Source organism: Pseudomonas sp. SC3(2021) (genome assembly GCF_019856535.1).
GTDB lineage: Bacteria > Pseudomonadota > Gammaproteobacteria > Pseudomonadales > Pseudomonadaceae > Aquipseudomonas > Aquipseudomonas monsensis.
Map to the genome: position 1 here is coordinate 5,703,170 of NZ_CP082236.1, position 17,583 is coordinate 5,720,752.

Sequence of the window (17,583 nt, forward strand, 5' to 3'; positions counted from 1 at the left end):
GTGTCGCCGGAAGACTTACTTGGTGACCAGTTCGACCGGCGTTTCAATCACGCCGTTGGCACCGCTGTCGACCTTCTCGCCCTTGATGATTTTCAGCGCAGTCTCGATGCCAAAGACAGCTTGCTTGGCGGCGAACTGATCGGCTGTCGCGAGGACTCGACCGTCCTTCAACATTGGCTTGATCGCATTGATGTTGTCGTAACCCACGACCTGCACCTGACCGGCCTTGCCCGCAGCTCGTACAGCGGAAACCGCACCGACGGCCATGCTGTCGTTGCCGGCCAGCAGCGCTTTGACTTCCGGGTATTCACTGAGGATCGAAGCCGCGACCTTGTTACCCTTGTCGATTTCCCAATCACCGGATTGCAGGGAAACGATCTTGATCTGTGCTGCGTCCATCGCATCCTTGAAGCCAGCAGTCCGCTGCTGGGCGTTGGTGGTCGTGGACACACCTTCGATGATGCCGACTTCGTCGCCCGCCTTCAGTTGCTTGGCCAGGTATTCGCCGACCAGACGTGCACCTTTACGGTTGTCCGGACCTACGAAGGGCACGCTGATGTTTTTGCTTTTGACGATCGCCGGATCGAGCTGATTGTCGATGTTGATCACGGTGATGCCGGCATCGACGGCTTTTTTGATCACCGGAACCATGGCCTTGGAATCGGAAGGCGCAATCACCAGTGCATTGACCTTCGCCAGAATCATTTGCTCGACGATGCGCGTCTGGCCGGCAGTATCGGTTTCGTCCTTGATACCGTTGGAAATCAGGTCGAAATCGGCGGAATGTTCTTTCTGATAAGCCTTGGCGCCATCTTCCATGGTCAGGAAGAATTCGTTGGCCAGGGACTTCATGACCAGTGCGACTTTAGGTTTTTCCGGGGATTCGGCGAACGCCGAGGAGACAGGTAGTGCGGCGGCTGTGGCAGCCAGCATAGCGACAGCAAGAAGACGTCCAGCGAATGGCAGCTTCATGGGTTCACTCCGATCTTATGATTATTGTGAGCAACGCTTGCGCTGGCGTAAGCTACGTCGCTTCCCTCAGAGGTATTGCCCGCCGGGAAAGCTGCGCAAACGTTTGCGTAGACCGAACTATGCGAACCCTGCCGACATTTGTCAACAATCACACATCAGCATTTGTTGCAGGGCAAATCGCGTGATTCGCCCGCATCTCAGGCAGTAGTACTGATCAGACCGCCGCCGCCGGAATCCTTGGCCAGCTCCTTGATCAGGTTGCCCGAAACTTCCGAAAGAGCGCCGTTGGTATCGGCTATCTGCCCCTGAATCGCCATGACGGCGGTCTGCTTGGCTTCCGGAGTGGGATAACTGGCGGCTTGCGCTGCCGCCAATTGCTGTTGCTGTTCCTGCAACTGCTTTTGCAGCTCCTGCAGGCGCTTGAGCAGCATTTTCACGGCGATACTTTGATTGCTGCCGCTTTCGGCCTTGCTGTCTTCCTGTGCGGCGCCACCGGTTCTGACCTGGGTGGTGTCGCCCTCTTTGTCGCCCAGCGACTGGACGGAGGCTTCGGCAGTCGCGTCGCTCAGAGCATTGATCGTGGCTGCGGATTTGCCGCCGATGGTGACAGCGCTGGCATTTGGAAAACCAACCGAAAGTGACATGCGAACTCCTCAAAAAATAAAGATTCCTTGAAGACGCATCGGCGCGGAGCGCCGTTTCTTTAGCAAAGCCATCGAATCTGCGTCTTGCCCACTGCAGAACAAGCGCGATCCTTTCGGCCAGCCGAACGCGCAAGCCGCCGATGTTCGGAAACCCGGATGCAGCGTTGAGCACCACGGCACAGCAACGTATAAATTCCTGATTTAAATCATAAGGTTAAACATTTCTCTCAAGCAAAGTACGGATGGTACAAATCCTGCTCCCTCCCCTGTACCCGGGTATCCAGATCGGCCCGGGCGCATCTAGATGAACCTGCATCAAGCACCGTCTCACTACTAGAGAGAAAAATAATGAAATCTGCTTTCAACACTTTGGTTCCGGGCGCATTGGCCCTCCTCCTGCTCCTGCCCACCGCCCTTCAGGCAAAAGAAGTCGAAACCCAGGCCAAGCTTGCCAATGTCGTGGTACTTGCGACCGGCGGCACCATCGCCGGGGCTGGCGCCAGCGCAGCCAACAGCGCCACTTATCAGGCAGCCAAGGTTGGCGTCGAGCAACTGATTGCCGGCATTCCCGAGCTGAGCAAACTGGCCAATGTGCGCGGCGAGCAAGTCATGCAGATTGCTTCGGAAAGCATCACCAACGAAAACCTGTTGCAACTGGGTCGTCGCGTCTCCGAACTGGCTGACAGCAAAGACGTCGACGGCATCGTTATCACCCACGGCACCGACACCCTGGAAGAAACCGCCTACTTCCTGAACCTGGTCGAAAAAACCGACAAGCCGATCATTGTGGTCGGCTCGATGCGTCCGGGCACCGCCATGTCGGCGGACGGCATGCTTAACCTGTATAACGCCGTGGCCGTGGCCAGCAGCAAGGAAGCGCGCGGCAAAGGCGTACTGGTGACCATGAACGATGAAATCCAGTCCGGTCGTGACGTCAGCAAAATGATCAACATCAAGACCGAGGCGTTCAAAAGTGCCTGGGGCCCACTGGGCATGGTGGTCGAAGGCAAATCCTACTGGTTCCGCCTGCCTGCCAAGCGTCACACCATGGATTCGGAATTCGACATCAAAAACATCAAGAGCCTGCCTGACGTAGAAATCGCCTACTCCTACGGCAACGTGTCCGATACCGCCTACAAAGCCCTCGCCCAGTCCGGCGCCAAGGCCATCATCCATGCCGGCACCGGCAACGGCTCGGTGTCCTCTCGCGTCGTGCCAACCCTGCAAGCCCTGCGCAAGGACGGCGTGCAGATCATTCGTTCGTCCCATGTCAATGCCGGCGGTTTCGTCCTGCGTAACGCTGAACAGCCTGACGACAAGTACGACTGGGTGGTTGCGCATGACTTGAACCCACAGAAAGCGCGCATCCTGGCAATGGTCGCCCTGACCAAAACCAACGACAGCAAAGAGCTGCAACGGATGTTCTGGGAATATTGATTGACCTTCGCCCGATCCGTTCGCGATCGGGCACTTTGCTCACCCTTCACCGACCGGGTGGAGGGGGGCATGCGCGGCAGCCCTCCTGCATTTTCCACACAAATATTTCGGCACACCTCACACCAAAATCGGAAAACGGCTGTCAGAGGATTTTCTTGAATTTTAAGCAGTTGCGAAATTGCCTACAGTTAAATACTGTATGCACGTACAGCTTAATAAGGATAACCTCGTGGCCACCTCTCCTGATGCTCCTGACGCCTACGAACGCATGGGTATGCGCGTTCAGAAAATCATCAATTCTCCGACTGCACAAAAAGCCAAAGCCGCACTGATCTTCCGCCTGCCGGATGAGCCAACGGATGAGTGGGAGCGCCTACTCGAGGAAATCGACGAGAACGATAACGTCACCCTTGCCTATCGCGATGATGGCGGCGTGCAGATTTTTTGGGTTGTACCGAAGGAAGATTGATTCAATGAGTGTCCGCTGTTTTGCTTTGCTGTTGTTGTTCATCACCATGGGCGCGCAGGCTGGCGCCCCTCGCACATTCACCGAAGCCAAGAAGGTCGCCTGGAAGCTCTATGCGCCGCAATCCACCGAGTTTTATTGCGGGTGTAAATACACCGGCAACAAAGTCGATCTGAAGGCTTGCGGCTACGTACCGCGCAAAAACGCCAAGCGCGCTTCACGTATCGAGTGGGAACACATTGTCCCGGCCTGGGAGTTCGGCCATCAACGCCAATGCTGGCAGGAAGGCGGACGCAAGAACTGTACGCGTTACGACCCAGGCTATCAGAAGGCTGAAGCGGACCTGCACAACCTGGTGCCGAGCATCGGCGAGGTCAATGGCGATCGCAGCAATTTCAGCTACGGCTGGCTGCCAGTGCAGTCCGGCCAGTACGGCTCCTGCCTGACCCAGGTCGACTTCAAGGCGAAGAAGGTCATGCCCCGCCCTTCGATTCGCGGCATGATCGCCCGGACCTACTTCTACATGAGCAAGCAGTACGGCTTGCGCCTGTCGAAACAGGACCGGCAATTGTATGAAGCATGGGACAAGACATATCCGGTGCAAGACTGGGAGCGTCAACGCAACCAGAGCGTGGCCTGCGTAATGGGACGCGGCAACGAATTCGTCGGCCCGGTGAATCTGAAAGCCTGTGGCTGACGGGATGCGCAAATTAAAAAGGCCGTGAGCACAACGCTCACGGCCTTTTTTATTTACGCCTACGGCGCGATCGGGTGCTCGATCACCACCGATTCAATGTTCTGTTTTTTCGCCTTCACCAATGCCGCGTCCACTTGCACCTTACGAGCTTCAGCATCGGCCTGGGAGTTGAACGGACCGATCAGAATTCGCGTTTTACCACTGCTGTCCTTGATCACCGTCGGAACGAATGCGTGCTCGATCAACCAGCCACTCAGATCACTGACAGCCTGAGGCGTTTCGCCGCGCACCTCCAGATCCCACTGCGGTGCAGAAGCCGCCGCAGGTGCCGCCGCCACTGCCGCTTTCGGCTTCTGTACGTCTACACTCTTGCCTTCACCACATCCTGCCAATGCCAGTGCCGCGATGACCCAGACCAATTTGCGCACAACACTTTCCTCGGAATTCTCAAAGCGGCGATCTTATCATTCAAAAATACTTCGCGAGCCCCGCAAAATGGGCACAAAACAACGAGATTGATGATTGCAGCCTCTGTATAGTTACGCCCTGGGAATTAATGCCGCATCTGCGCGTCAGAAAGAGGCACCCAAACCGTGAGACTTCGCACTAATCTATACGTACCACCGACCTCTGCACTGTCTGAATCAGGTGCCCTACAAAGCAATCAAGGAGAAGACCATGCTGATACTCACCCGCAAAGTCGGTGAAAGCATAAATATTGGTGATGACATTACGATCACCATCCTCGGTGTTAGCGGCCAACAGGTTCGCATTGGCATCAACGCCCCGAAAAACGTTGCCGTACACCGCGAAGAGATTTATCAGCGCATTCAGGCAGGCCTGACCGCCCCGGACAAGCCACAAACGCCCTGAGCCGCATCGCAAACCCTAGCCAGTTCGTTTACCCGCGCGTAATGACTGGCTAAAGATTCACGCGCCGTATTGCCACCCGCTTCCCACTCCGCTGGGCACGGCGCCTGAAACACAGCACAGCTTCGCCCCGCATCGCCTCGATCTCCCCCCTTCTTTCTTCCCGGTCGATACTACCTGCCATTACCAGAACTGACTGTCGGACGTTTCCGATAGAGAGCAGGGAATTGCGCCGTCCTAAGCAAATGTCACACCGCGAGCCATGCCAGTGGCCGCAATCACCATCAGCAGCATCAGCAGTGCTTCGACGTGACTGATTCGCGCAAACAACTTCGCCCGGCCGATATCGAGCTCTGCGCCTCGCCCCAAGGCAATACGCCATTTGATCAGGGTGATCATTGGTGCGAGCTCTATCAGCAGAATCAGCACAAGCAGCGTCATCTTCAAATGAAACAGCGGCTGATGAAGATAATAGTCCGCGCCCTTTTCGAACCCGCCGAATGCACGCATCCCGCCCGTGATCAGCAAAACCAGCGCTGAAATCCCCCAGAGGCTGTCAGCCAGCAAAACCCGCTTGACCTCCCCCGCGCCCGAGCCCAGGCGCATGAACGCCGTGCCGCGCGCCAGCACCGCCCAGAAGCCCAGAGCAAACGCCAATAGATGAACAGCGGCAAGCAACCAGTGAACCAGCATCGAAACGCTCCCGTGACAAGAGTCGGAAATCGGCCAGTCAGTAGTAGTCGAAAAAGCAGGGACCTGCTTGTCGAAGATCGCTACGGGTTGAATAGAGAGGAACAGGAGGAGCGGACGCCAAATCGCAGGCAAAAAAAATCCCAAGCAGCTGATGGAAGCTTGGGATTTAAAAATGCATAAACCGTGGTGGTGAACGCGGGGCGAATATTACTGAATTCCAAGAGGGGCAACAACGTTTTTTTGATAACCGGTTGGTTAAATAAAATCGTAACCCCTTCAATATCCACACAATTTTCAAGGATGACGGCGACCGACGGTGAGCTCGTGACAAGACACTTCAGTAGATCCCGCCTATATAGTAGAGGAAACCTACGACTGGCTCGGCTGCCCTACGCTGCTCGAGACCTGCCGGCATCAACTCGCACTGTACGAAAATGAGTTCGAGGAACTGAACCCCAACCGCGCCAGGAGCGTGAGCGGATATCCAAACTGGTCGAAATACATGCGGAAGCATGTCCATCAGTGTGATGAAGCAATGCGCACTCTCCGCGAGAAGGCGGCGAAAACAGCGCGCATCCGCCGCGAACTCTCCCTTCTTGAAATATCCGAGAGAGAGGCGAAACGGGATACCGAGCGTCTGCGCGGGATCCTTGACGGCCTGACCCCGCAAGCGAAGACGATCTATTGATGGTTCTTCAACGTCATTCGAGATGCACGGGCGCCAGATTCCTAACGTAGGCTTGGCACGCTCGCAGCGCAATCAATCACCCTGTCACCGGTGTCGGTGATAACGATAATCCGTTGAGCATGTGCCGGGGCAAGTCTGACTCGTACGGCTGCATGTTCCACGCCGCCGGCGCTGACAGCCGCAGATCAGAAGTGGCAAGGCGATCGCGCAGATAATCCTGGTCACGTTGTGCATCCGTCATTTTCCGGAATTGGTTTTGCTCACTGACCGCCAGCCACTTGCCCTGCTCGGCCTGTTGCGCGGTTGCCGCAGCTTGGGTCAGTTGATTTAGCGTTTCGGCTTGCAGTCGGACCTGCTCGGCCAACTGATGAGCGTAGCGCCACTCCCGAAACTGCCAAGCACTGCCGAAGCCGGCGAGCATCAGCGCCAGCATGCCGATCAACCGCCACGGAACAGTCACGCCAGCACCGCCCGGTATTTTTCCCAAAGCGCCAACCGATCAACCAAGCCGTTCAGACCGTCTTTGATCCGTCGAGTCATAGTGTTGAACTGGTCTCGATCGGCTAAATCGTTCAACCCATGCTGTTTCCAGAACCACGCCGCCGATATCGCGGCATGCTGCCGCAGTTCGAGCAACTCAGGATGGCTGATCAGGTCGAGGCCCAGCACCTCGTCGCATTTGCCGTAGTTCGCCCGGCCGGTGATTTGAATCAGGCCACCCTCCCCCCCAATACTCCCGAGCGGCCCGTATTGCCTAGGTCTGTGCGCTCCTCATACCTGAGCTGAGCGGCGGTCGGCCTCAGATTTCACGGACGTAGCGCAACTGGCCGGACTCATGCCCGACTTGCACGATGAACACGGCGAGACGCTTCGGGCTGACGATCCGGTAATGCTGCATGGCAGAGTTCAATGCGGAAACAAAAACGCCCGCTTGGCTGCGGGGGTTTGGAACGATCTGCAGCAACTGCTGCTCGGTGATGGGCATTTTGCCCTACAAAAAAATCTTGTACTCATTGAACTGCTGGTAGAATCCCGTTCAAAATTTCGCTGGTGGGCACGATGCTATTGTCACAAAAAAAATCTGGGAATATACCGGCACTAACTGGGCTGAGGTTCTTCGCAGCTCTAATGGTTTTCTTCTCGCACTTTCCAATTCAAACTGAAAATCAAAAGCTTTTTCTCCTGCAAACATCTGGATTTAATGGCGTAACTTTTTTCTTTGTACTTTCAGGCTTTATAATCGCCTACAATTACCTTGACAGGTTCGAATTAAATCCACTGCAGTCCACGCCACGCTTTTTGCTTTCAAGATTTGCTAGAATATACCCTCTTTACATCGCATTAATAATATTTTCCTGGATGAATTCGGGGGGCTACACACCAATACTCCCATATATTTTGGCTACGCAAGCATGGAGCGGAGATTTGTTTGTTGCGACGGGCCTTAACAGCCCCTCATGGAGCATTAGCGTTGAGATTTTTCTTTATATTATCTTTCCGATTCTAATCCCAGTTTTTCGAACACTGGGTATTTTGACATCACAAAACAAGCTTATAGCGCTAGCACTTATAATAATCAGCTCTCAAATTGCAATCGCAATCTACTTCTCTATGCCTGAGCGCGCCAGCCTGTTAGCTACTGATCCGGCATCGTCACATCGCTGGCTTTATCGAGGGCCTGCATACAGATCTTTAGATTTTGCGCTAGGGATATTAGCGGCAATTTATTACAAGCGCTTTTTCAAACATAAAACTTCAAGCACCGGCATATGGAGCTTCGTAACCTACTCTTGCATTGTCTACATATTCACTCTCGCGACATCTTCCACTATTGCTGGCAGTTCATTTAAATGGGATGCAGCATACGCACTCCCATATACCTTGCTAATATTGAGCATTGTTATTTCCAGCAAGACGCAAATAGCAAAACTTCTTTCCGGCAAGAAAATTGTTATGCTTGGCGAGGCCTCTTTCGCGTTTTATCTGATCCACGTACTTCTTGGATCAATGTATATTCGTCAGCCTACCGAATCAATGTTCTTCCTAATAGCGCACCAAGCGTTATTTTTAGGTTTTGTGATAAGTGTTTCTGTAGGATTGCACATATGCATTGAAAAGCCTTGCCAAAAAATAATACTGGAACTATTTCGAAAAAAAGAAGTTCCGTCGAAGATCTCAATCGAAAACCAATCAGCGGCAATTAAGTAAAGGGGGGTCAGGCCAAAGATCATCGGTGACTGCAAGGTCTACACGATTGATCGCAATCATGTACATCTACCAAGCTACCAGGCGCCCTCATTCCTCATCGAGAGCCATTTCGAAATCTACAGCGTATTGAAGTGGCGCCAGTGCCAACTTGGCCTGACTAAGGTAAAGATCGCGAAGGCTAGCGTTCGCAATCTTTACCTCTCCCGGGGATGGCTGGAATAGGGTTGGCGGATGCAGTTCGCCACCTTAGCTGATCCATCCGTAACTAGGCTGTGGCTCGATACCTGAGACATCAATCATATTCTCGACAATCGCCAGGTGAAGCCGGACCTCAATGGGTTTTTCCTGACCGATCCTGCTTGGCTGCCCCTCAATCCACGCTGAGCCTTCTGCATCGAAGGTTTCGGGTTCAATGATCTCTATGACTTTTCCAACGTCAATTCGAGCGTATGTTTTCATGCTAATGAGTACTCCTCGACAATCCAAACCACCACCTTTACCGCCAAGAATATTTGTAGCTATTCCCGACCGCAGATCCACCAGCCCAGGGTTCTGAGCGCCATTCCCTACAGTGCCGCCAGGGCCTACTGAATAGACCCCGTCAAAGATAGAAGGACCTCCATTGCCACTGATAGACGATGCGCCATACCACGCGGATCCACCTTGGGCACCTTGAGCGTTTACGTCATCTCCAACCCCGACAGATCCGGCACTAACACCTACAAAGTTGGGAGTAGTGGCCGCAGCCGACCCAACGCTACCTGGTGTAACACCCGGAGCTGATTGGCTCGGCCCGAATGAGGTAGTGCCGTCCGGTCTCGGCTGACGACGGCGCGCGACTGGCAATGCTCACCGGCGCGGCCGCGCCGAAGCTCAGCGGTTGCCTCGATCGATTCGAGGAGGAATCCCGGCTGGGCTTGCTGAGTCTTCAGCGGCGGGAGGACATCGTGATGTGGCCGAAGTCGGCCGTTGACCTCGAGCAGAACACCATCAAGGTGTCGCCGGGAAGACGCAGAATTACGGGAAGCCCGTGCATTTGGAGATTGCCATGGGCCGGCGTTGCGCGAGGTCGTTGCCGAGCGCCTGCGATCGCCGGTTGTATGCCCGTACTTGATCCACTACTCGCCGAAGGCCCGCAGCGTTCGCAACTGGATGCCAAACTGCACTGGAACGCCGTGACACCCGATTACCCGACGAAGTCATTCGCCCAGGCACGGGATGACTCCGAGGCATATAAGGACATGCCAGCCGGCGAGCGCCCCACCTTTCACGAGATCCGTGCACTGGGTGCGTGGCTGTACGAGCAGCAGGGTTTCCCGCAGGAATACATCCAAGGGCTGATGGGTCACGCGGACGTCAAGATGACTGAACACTACCAGGCGGGTCATAGCGATGACGCCCTGCTGTGCATGCGGGTGAACGCAGACCTGAAGGTGTGATCGGCGGGGGTTTTGCAAAAGTTTTGCAAATCGCAGACAACAAAAAAGGGCCCACCTTTCGGTGAGCCCTTCTAGACCGCCCAGCAGAGCGGATTTTGTTTGGTAGGCGCGATTGGACTCGAACCAACGACCCCCACCATGTCAAGGTGGTGCTCTAACCAACTGAGCTACGTGCCTGCTGTGAGGCGGCATTCTACGGAATTCCGGAGGGGTGTCAACACCTTTTTTTCACCTAACCCTATGAATATGCAAAATATTTAATTTCAGGCCGGTGAAGAAGATTATTCCGGTGGCTGGCGGAGGTTTTTCAACTCGGGTAGGATCGGCACACTCGTAAAATATATTAAACAGAGGCTGCAGGATGGCGAACACCCCTTACCCAGAGTCTTATTACGCTGCGTCGGCCAATGCCGTACCGCCCCGCCCGTCTCTGCAAGCTGATGTGGAGACGGACGTCTGTGTGATCGGCGCCGGGTACACCGGACTGTCTTCAGCCCTGTTCCTGCTGGAAAACGGTTTTCGCGTGACCGTGCTGGAAGCCGCCAAGGTCGGCTTCGGTGCGTCGGGTCGTAATGGCGGGCAGATCGTCAACAGCTATAGCCGCGACATCGACGTGATCGAACGCAGCGTCGGCCCCAAACAAGCACAACTGCTCGGGCAGATGGCCTTCGAAGGCGGCCGGATCATTCGCGAACGGGTCGCCAGGTACAACATCCAATGCGACTTGAAGGACGGCGGCGTGTTTGCGGCCCTCTCCGCCAAGCAAATGGGCCACCTGGAATCGCAGAAGCGCCTGTGGGAGCGCTTCGGCCATACCCAACTTGAGCTACTCGATGAACGTCGCATTCGCGAAGTGGTGGCGTGCGATCAGTACGTCGGCGGTATGCTCGACATGAGCGGTGGGCACATCCATCCGCTGAACCTGGCGCTGGGTGAGGCCGCAGCAGTGGAGTCCCTCGGCGGGACCATTTACGAACAATCCCCCGCCGTACGCATCGAGCGCGGTGCCAACCCGGTGGTGCACACGCCACAGGGCAAGGTCAGGGCCAAGTTCATCATCGTTGCCGGCAACGCCTACCTCGGTAATCTGGTACCGGAACTGGCAGCCAAGTCCATGCCCTGCGGCACACAGGTGATCACCACCGAACCGCTGGGCGAAGAACTGGCGAAATCCCTGCTGCCCCAGGATTACTGCGTCGAAGACTGCAATTACCTGCTCGACTATTACCGCCTGACCGGTGACAAGCGCCTGATCTTCGGCGGTGGCGTGGTGTATGGCGCACGGGACCCCGCAAACATCGAAGCGATCATTCGCCCGAAAATGCTCAAGGCGTTTCCTCAGCTCAAAGACGTGAAGATCGACTACGCCTGGACGGGCAACTTCCTGCTGACCCTGTCGCGTTTGCCACAGGTCGGGCGCCTTGGCGACAACATCTATTACTCGCAGGGCTGCAGCGGCCACGGAGTGACCTACACACACCTGGCCGGCAAGGTGCTGGCCGAAGCATTGCGCGGGCAAGCTGAACGGTTCGATGCGTTTGCGGACTTGCCGCACTATCCGTTCCCGGGCGGGCAGTTGCTGCGTACGCCGTTTGCGGCATTGGGCGCCTGGTATTACGGCTTGCGCGACAAACTGGGTTTCTGATCAGTTTTCCTGACTGGCAAAAAACTGTGGCGAGGGAGCTTGCTCCCGCCGGATCACGAAGCGGTCCCACTTTTATCCAAAAAGAAGGACTGCTGCGCGGGCCAGCGGGAGCAAGCTCCCTCGCCACAATTCGATGGACAAGCCCGTATCAGAGTTGGTCTCGGGCAATCCCGCTACGAATTCGCAAAATATCCGCCAGCACCGCCAAGGCAATCTCCGCCGGGGTCTTGCTGCCCAGGTTCAAGCCGATCGGCGCATGAATCCGCGCCAATTCAACCTCCCCCAATCCGCCAATCCTGCGCAGGCGCTCGAAGCGCTTCTGCGAGGTCTGCTGCGAGCCCATTACGCCGATGTAAAACGCCTCGGTACGCACCGCCTCCATCATCGCCAGATCGTCGATACGCGGATCGTGAGTCAACGCTACCACCGCGGTATCGCGATGACAGCCGCCGTCGGCAATGAACACCGACGGCAACTGCCGACGAATCTCCACGCCGTCCAGTATCACGCCGTCGAGCACTTCATCACGCGGATCACAGAGAATCACTTCGAAACCGAGACCGACTGCAAACTCGGCGCATGCCTGCGCAACACTGGAATAGCCGGCGAGCAACAAGCGCTGCGCGGCGCCGACTCGAATGCGCACCCGATCAATCTCACGTTCGATGCGCGCCCCCTGCTCGCAATCTGCAAACAACGCCCGCGCACCGCTGACCAGATCGACCTCACGAATCAAGCGGCGCTGACCGAGCAGCGCCGATTCGAGCTCTCGCAGATGCGCCTGCACCTCGCAGTCGGCGTCAAATTTCTCTACCAGTACGTCGAGAATGCCGCCACAGGGCAGGCTGACCCGCGAGCGCGGATCATCGCCTTCGCCGTAGCGCACCACGTTGATCGCATCGAGAAACGCACCTTCCGCCACGCGCTCGAGAAAGTCTTCCTCGACGCAGCCACCGGACAGCGAGCCGATCCACTGCCCGTCGTCGTTCACTGCCAGCAACGACCCCGGAGCACGCGGTGCCGAACCATAGGTGGTCAACACGGTGCACAGCCAGATGCGCTGCCCCGCCACCGACCACGCCAGCGCCCGGCGTACCACTTGTAGATCGAGATGCTGCATGTCAGTGCGCCTTGTGTTCGACGGCCGGGACTTGCGCTTGCAGCTTCTGCACGTCGCTGACCGCCAGTTCAGCCGATTGACCGCCCCAGCCTTGACGCAGGTAGTTCAGCAGATCGGTCAGTTGCGCAGCACTGAGCTTGTCGGCAAACCCAGGCATGGGCTGCATATGCTCGAACCCGGCAAATTTCTGCTCGCCGATGCCGTCTTCGATCACCCGCACCAGGTTGCGCGGATCTTCCAGGCGCAGCGTGGTATTGCCGCGCATGGCCACGGCGATGTGCGGCTTGCCCTCACCCCCGGCAGCGTGACAACCGGCGCAGACGTTCAAATATTCCTGACGGCCGCGCTGCGCGCTCGGGCCGAGCTTGTCCACGGGCACTTCAACGAGCGCTGCGGCTGCAGGCGGCTTGTCGCCGAGCAGGAACGTCGCCATCGCTTTCAGATCCTGATCGCTCAGGCCCTGGGTGCTGTTGTGGAACACCGGGAACATCTCGTTGAACATCGTGCCCTGGGCGCTCATGCCGTGCTTGAGGAACGTGCTCAGGTCTTGCTGATTCCAGCCGCGCGCCGCCAGATCGGTGGCCAGCAGGCCAGGCGCCAGATAACCGTTGAGGACGCCGCCAGTCAGACGCTTGTCCATCTGCATCGCACCCGGCAAGCCGCGCGGGGTATGGCACTCGCCGCAGTGACCAAGCACCTCGACCATGTACTGGCCGCGCTTCCAGTCCTCGCTCTTGCCTTCGGCCGGCTCCAGCTTCAAGGCCTTGCCGTACAACATGTTCCAGCCCATCAGGCCCAGGCGCACGTTGAACGGAAAGCTCAGGCTGGTGACCGGCGCGGCGCGCTCGATCGGCTCGATGGTTTTCAGGTATGCGTGGATCGCGTCGGAATCTTCCCGCGGCATCAGGTGGTACGAGGTGTACGGCATCGCCGGATACAGATTCGCCCCGTCGCGGCGCTTGCCTTCGGTCAGCGCAGCGAAGAACTCGTCATCGCTGTACAGGCCGATGCCGTGCTCTTTGCTCGGGGTAATGTTGGTGCCGTAGATCGTGCCGAACGGCGACACGATCGGTAGCCCGCCAGCAAACGGCGCGCCGCCCGGTGCGGTGTGGCACGCCATGCAGTCGGCAGCGCGGGCGAGGTATTCGCCGCGCTTGACCTGGTCGTCGGCGTGGGCAAACAGCACCGGCGCAGCCAGTCCGACCGCCAGGGTCAGACGGGTCAATAGATGCTTCATGCTCAACCCTCCTTGACCAGGCCGAGATCGGTCAGCACGTTACGGGTCGCGTTGTAGTAACGCACGTACCCGGTGCAACGGCAGACGTGATGGCCGAGGCTGTCCTCGATGACCTGTTCCAGCTTGCTCTTGGCGATCGGCTGGCGCTGCAGCTTCTCCACCAGCACGGTCGCAGCATTGACGAAGCCCGGCGCGCAGTAGCTGCACTGGAAGGCAAATTCGTCGACGAAGCGTTGCTGGATCGGGTTCAGCTCAGTGACCTGACCCTGCTCGTCACGCTTGGCGTGAGCTTCGATGGTGCGCACTTTCTTGCCTTCGAAGTAATGCGCACCGGTGATGCAGGTGCGTACTTCTTCGCTGGTGCCGTCCGGGTTATCGACAATCACCACGCAGGCGTGGCAGATGCCCTGGCCGCAGCCCAGGCGCGAACCGGTGAGGTTCTTGTATTCGTGCAGGTAGTCGATCATCGGCAGGTCATCAGGGATGTCCACCGGGCCGACGGATTGACCGTTGAGGGTCAGTTGAAGCGGACGGTTAGCCATTGAGGGCCTCCTTGATGCGCGCAGCAGTGATTGGCAGATCGCGAACACGTTTACCGATGGCGTGCGCCACGGCGTTACCGATGGCACCCACCACCGGGATCATCACCACCTCGGCGATGCCTTTGGACGGATCGCTTGGCGACAGCGGCGGCAGAATCTCCGCAGTCTGCTTCCACACCGCCACGTGGCGGGCCATCGGCAGGCGATAACGGTTGAAGTTCCAGTCACCCTCCCCCGGCCCGCCTTCATACAGCGGCATCTCTTCCATCAGCGCGTGACCGATGCCCATGGCGATGCCGCCTTCGAGCTGGCCCTTGACCAGCTCTTCGACCAGCACCCGACCGCACTCGACCCACGAATGGTGGTTGAGCACTTCGACTTCCGCCGAACCTTTGTTGACCTTCAGCTCCACCAGCGTGGCCACCGGGCTGTAGTAAGTCACCGCAGCGTTGTTCAACTGAACCACCGGGTAGTTGATGTTCTGGCGATCCAGCAGGTGGAAACCGGCGCTGTTCATCTGCGCTTTCTTCGCTTGCGGCGCACCATCGCCGTACTTCACCGCCAGACCATCGAGCGGCAGACGCTCGCGCACGCCGTCGATGCTGTACTCGGCCTCGGCCCAGCTCCAGCGATTGAAACCGTGGACGGTGGCAGCGGTGACCAGACCCCGCTCGTGAGCGCGCTTGGCCAGCTCTTCAAAGCTCAGCGGCTGCATGCCGTTAGCTGTGAGTTTGCCATCGACCCAATGCGCATCTTCGCGACGCACCACATAGGGGTTGGCCTGCCCGCCATACGGGCCCTGACGCCAGATCTCCAGCGCCGCCGGCCACAAACCGTGGTTGAACAGCACGCGCGCCGCTTCACGGGTGGCGTGGCTGAAGTAGTAAGCCGAGTTGGTCGCCGACGACGCCGAGGCCAGCTTGCCGACCCAGCGCGGGTTGCGCAGCAGGTTGTCCTGCTCGGCCTGGCTCATGATGTAAGGATTGCCGCTGGTAATCAGCTGCATTTCCTTCCATTCGGTCTCACCGGTCTTCACCTCATGCGCCGGGCTGCCGAGGAAGTCGGCCACCACCAGCGCTTGCGAAGTGGACATGCCGGTGCCGATTTCGATACCGATGTGACGCAGGCTGATGCGACCTTCAGCGGTGAATTCGATGCTGGCCATCGGCGCTTCCGAACCAGTGCCGAAGTCTTTCTGGCAAATGGCAAAACCCACGCCATACCAGTTGTCCGGGTCGGCGGCTTCACGCTGCTGCTTGATCGCGTCGCGATTTTTCCAGACTTCGTGCACCGACGCCTTGTCGAGAATCTCGTGCAGGCGCAAGGCACCGGCCGGGATCGCGCCCTGAGTGTTTTTCATGCCGGACCGCAGGGCGTTCTTGCGACGCAGGTCGATCGCGTCGACACCGAGGCGATTGGCGATTTCGTCGACCATCATTTCGGTCGAGGCCATGCTTTGCAGGGTGCCGTAGCCGCGCATCGAACCGGCTTCAACACCGCGCGAGTGGTAAGCGGTGACCTGCAGATCGTTCTGCGGCATGTAGTAGATCGACTGCGCCGCCGTGGCGCCCACTGCTGCTACCGACGGGCTGTAGTTGATCCGACCGCCGCCGTCGACGCTCATTTCGGCGCGGAAAATCTTGAAGCTGTAGTCGTTCTTGTCCACCGCCAGTTGGTAGCGGATGTCGAACGGGTGACGCTTGATCCCGCTCTGGAACTGCTCGTAGCGGTCGTTGGCCAGACGAATCGGCACACCGGCGCCGTACAGCGCAGCGAGGGCGGCGTAGTAGACGAAGATATTGTGGTCTTTGGAACCGTAACCCACGGTGTAACCCGGGTGCATGTTCAGGTTGGCCAGGCCGAAACGAGACGGCGCGATCATTTTCGCAGTCTCGGTTGCAGCTTCCAGCGGGCACTGGGTGGCCACCACGAAGTGCAGGGTCTTGGTTTTCGGGTCGTACCAGCCGTTGCCGTTGTCCGGCTCCATCGCGGCCGGCTCGATTGACGGGGTCTTGTAGCGCTCGTCGAACACCAGCCAGTTGTCCGGCGGCGTGTCGATCTGCTGCTTCATGCGGTCGGCATAGAACAGCCCACGCTCGGTCAGGTTACCGTGCAGGTTCGGCTGGGAATTCCACACCGGGCGACGGTTTTTCAGCATCGGGAACAGGATCGAGTCCTTGAGGCTGGCGAACTCGTCTTCATCGGCCGAGGTCGGACCGCCCACGCGCACGTAGCGGAAGCTGCCATAGGGGTCGCCTTCGTAGTACGGCACTTGCGCACCGTAACGAATCGCCTTGTCATTGAATTTGAGTTTGTTCTTGGCCTGGCGGAAACGCTCGAAATCGTTCCAGATCAGGATCGCTACCGGATGACCGATGAACATCGGTACCTTGCCTTCAGGCAGCAAGGGGTCCGGCGCGTGCTCTTCGGGAAACACGATGCCGTCCTTGTCCAGGTCGGCAGCGGTGACGATACGGTCAGGTTGCAAGTCGGCGCCGAGCCACGACAGGTCATAGCCGTCGTAGATACGGTCGGCCTTGATGGTTTTCAGCAGCATGGCGTGGCCTTGTTGCTCAGGCCAGCCCTGCATGTCCCTGGAGCGAATGTCGCGGGCAAATACCTTGCTGCCGCAGACCTTGGACAGGGCATCGTTACGCTGGCGCGCCTTGCCGTTGTTGCCGAGCCACTTCTCGGACGGCACGGTCACGCTGTTTTCCATCAAGGCAGCCAGCGCCTGACTGCTGAGCGGCGTGAGCGTGACGCTCACACCCGCCACCAGCCCGCCCTGGAGGAACGAGCGCCGGGATATATCACGGTTGGACATGGATCATCCTCTGGGCGGTTATGTGTCCGCCCTTCTGGTTATCTACTGGGAATCTCGAGTCTTGCAGAAGCCCTTCTTGGCTAAACAAAGGGCGTGTTGAC

At 57.6% G+C, this 17,583-nt stretch carries 17 protein-coding genes, 1 tRNA gene and 2 pseudogenes; 8 read left to right on the forward strand and 12 right to left on the reverse strand.

Translation table 11 applies throughout. From position 1 onward, the window contains the following. Positions 1-15: 15 nt before the first annotated feature. Together K5Y35_RS25375 and K5Y35_RS25380 are read right to left on the reverse strand one after the other, a co-directional pair. Positions 16-972, reverse strand: a complete 957-nt coding sequence (locus K5Y35_RS25375; RefSeq protein ID WP_123463370.1) for a sugar ABC transporter substrate-binding protein — start codon at positions 970-972, stop codon at positions 16-18. Positions 973-1,169: 197 nt separating this feature from the next. Next, positions 1,170-1,616, reverse strand: a complete 447-nt coding sequence (locus tag K5Y35_RS25380) for a hypothetical protein (protein WP_222833272.1) — start codon at positions 1,614-1,616, stop codon at positions 1,170-1,172. Positions 1,617-1,964: 348 nt separating this feature from the next. Between K5Y35_RS25380 and K5Y35_RS25385 the strand changes: the two genes are divergently transcribed. The 3 genes from K5Y35_RS25385 to K5Y35_RS25395 all read left to right on the forward strand — a co-directional run bounded on the left by K5Y35_RS25385 (position 1,965) and on the right by K5Y35_RS25395 (position 4,216). Continuing rightward, on the forward strand, positions 1,965-3,053 hold the full coding sequence (locus tag K5Y35_RS25385) for an asparaginase (protein ID WP_123463374.1): 1,089 nt from the start codon (positions 1,965-1,967) through the stop codon (positions 3,051-3,053). A 199-nt stretch (positions 3,054-3,252) separates the two neighbouring features. Then, positions 3,253-3,522: a DUF1654 domain-containing protein gene (locus K5Y35_RS25390; RefSeq protein ID WP_123463376.1), complete on the forward strand. Its 270-nt coding sequence runs from the start codon at positions 3,253-3,255 to the stop codon at positions 3,520-3,522. A 4-nt stretch (positions 3,523-3,526) separates the two neighbouring features. Further along, complete coding sequence (locus K5Y35_RS25395) at positions 3,527-4,216, forward strand: endonuclease (RefSeq protein ID WP_186747752.1); 690 nt, start codon at positions 3,527-3,529, stop codon at positions 4,214-4,216. A gap of 59 nt (positions 4,217-4,275) precedes the next feature. Here K5Y35_RS25395 and K5Y35_RS25400 read toward each other — a convergent pair whose 3' ends face one another. Beyond that, positions 4,276-4,644, reverse strand: coding sequence for an SPOR domain-containing protein (locus K5Y35_RS25400; RefSeq protein ID WP_123463380.1), 369 nt, complete (start codon positions 4,642-4,644; stop codon positions 4,276-4,278). Between the two features lie 250 nt (positions 4,645-4,894). Between K5Y35_RS25400 and csrA the strand changes: the two genes are divergently transcribed. Next, on the forward strand, positions 4,895-5,089 hold the full coding sequence (gene csrA, locus K5Y35_RS25405; protein ID WP_003179932.1) for a carbon storage regulator CsrA: 195 nt from the start codon (positions 4,895-4,897) through the stop codon (positions 5,087-5,089). 234 nt (positions 5,090-5,323) lie between these two features. Here csrA and K5Y35_RS25410 read toward each other — a convergent pair whose 3' ends face one another. Continuing rightward, the gene (locus K5Y35_RS25410) at positions 5,324-5,779 is read right to left on the reverse strand and encodes a DUF2214 family protein (protein ID WP_222833273.1); all 456 of its coding nucleotides are present in this window, start codon (positions 5,777-5,779) and stop codon (positions 5,324-5,326) included. Between the two features lie 535 nt (positions 5,780-6,314). Here K5Y35_RS25410 and K5Y35_RS25415 point away from each other — a divergent pair. Continuing rightward, entirely contained in the window at positions 6,315-6,467 is a 153-nt protein-coding gene (locus K5Y35_RS25415; RefSeq protein ID WP_185015775.1) for a hypothetical protein, read from the forward strand. Positions 6,468-6,480: 13 nt separating this feature from the next. Here the strand turns inward: K5Y35_RS25415 and K5Y35_RS25420 are convergent. Further along, a pseudogene (locus tag K5Y35_RS25420) lies at positions 6,481-6,927 on the reverse strand (lysis protein). Beyond that, a pseudogene (locus K5Y35_RS25425) lies at positions 6,924-7,452 on the reverse strand (glycoside hydrolase family 19 protein). The pseudogenes K5Y35_RS25420 and K5Y35_RS25425 overlap by 4 nt, the downstream one beginning before the upstream one ends. Before the next feature lie 74 nt (positions 7,453-7,526). On the opposite strand from K5Y35_RS25425, the gene K5Y35_RS25430 reads away from it, so the two are divergent. Beyond that, a complete protein-coding gene (locus K5Y35_RS25430) occupies positions 7,527-8,675 on the forward strand; it encodes an acyltransferase family protein (RefSeq protein WP_222833274.1) in 1,149 nt (382 codons plus the stop codon). A 246-nt stretch (positions 8,676-8,921) separates the two neighbouring features. Here K5Y35_RS25430 and K5Y35_RS25435 read toward each other — a convergent pair whose 3' ends face one another. Next, positions 8,922-9,134 carry a hypothetical protein gene (locus K5Y35_RS25435; RefSeq protein WP_123463387.1) on the reverse strand — a complete coding sequence of 71 codons (213 nt, stop codon included), beginning with the start codon at positions 9,132-9,134 and terminating at the stop codon, positions 8,922-8,924. Positions 9,135-9,775: 641 nt separating this feature from the next. On the opposite strand from K5Y35_RS25435, the gene K5Y35_RS25440 reads away from it, so the two are divergent. Beyond that, positions 9,776-10,114 carry a tyrosine-type recombinase/integrase gene (locus K5Y35_RS25440; RefSeq protein ID WP_261991222.1) on the forward strand — a complete coding sequence of 113 codons (339 nt, stop codon included), beginning with the start codon at positions 9,776-9,778 and terminating at the stop codon, positions 10,112-10,114. Positions 10,115-10,214: 100 nt separating this feature from the next. Here the strand turns inward: K5Y35_RS25440 and K5Y35_RS25445 are convergent. After that, positions 10,215-10,291 (reverse strand) — tRNA-Val (locus tag K5Y35_RS25445). Positions 10,292-10,475: 184 nt separating this feature from the next. Here K5Y35_RS25445 and K5Y35_RS25450 point away from each other — a divergent pair. Next, complete coding sequence (locus tag K5Y35_RS25450) at positions 10,476-11,759, forward strand: NAD(P)/FAD-dependent oxidoreductase (protein WP_123463391.1); 1,284 nt, start codon at positions 10,476-10,478, stop codon at positions 11,757-11,759. Positions 11,760-11,907: 148 nt separating this feature from the next. Here the strand turns inward: K5Y35_RS25450 and K5Y35_RS25455 are convergent, their stop codons facing one another. The 4 genes from K5Y35_RS25455 to K5Y35_RS25470 are packed head-to-tail and all read right to left on the reverse strand — an operon-like array spanning position 11,908 to position 17,482. Then, a complete protein-coding gene (locus K5Y35_RS25455; RefSeq protein WP_222833275.1) occupies positions 11,908-12,879 on the reverse strand; it encodes an XdhC family protein in 972 nt (323 codons plus the stop codon). A 1-nt stretch (position 12,880) separates the two neighbouring features. Next, positions 12,881-14,116 carry a c-type cytochrome gene (locus tag K5Y35_RS25460; RefSeq protein ID WP_222833276.1) on the reverse strand — a complete coding sequence of 412 codons (1,236 nt, stop codon included), beginning with the start codon at positions 14,114-14,116 and terminating at the stop codon, positions 12,881-12,883. 2 nt (positions 14,117-14,118) lie between these two features. Next, positions 14,119-14,658 (reverse strand): (2Fe-2S)-binding protein, encoded by a 540-nt coding sequence (locus K5Y35_RS25465; protein ID WP_025111196.1) that lies wholly within the window; start codon positions 14,656-14,658, stop codon positions 14,119-14,121. Next, positions 14,651-17,482, reverse strand: coding sequence for a xanthine dehydrogenase family protein molybdopterin-binding subunit (locus K5Y35_RS25470; protein WP_222833277.1), 2,832 nt, complete (start codon positions 17,480-17,482; stop codon positions 14,651-14,653). Before K5Y35_RS25470 ends, K5Y35_RS25465 begins: the two co-directional genes overlap by 8 nt. Positions 17,483-17,583: the final 101 nt, after the last annotated feature.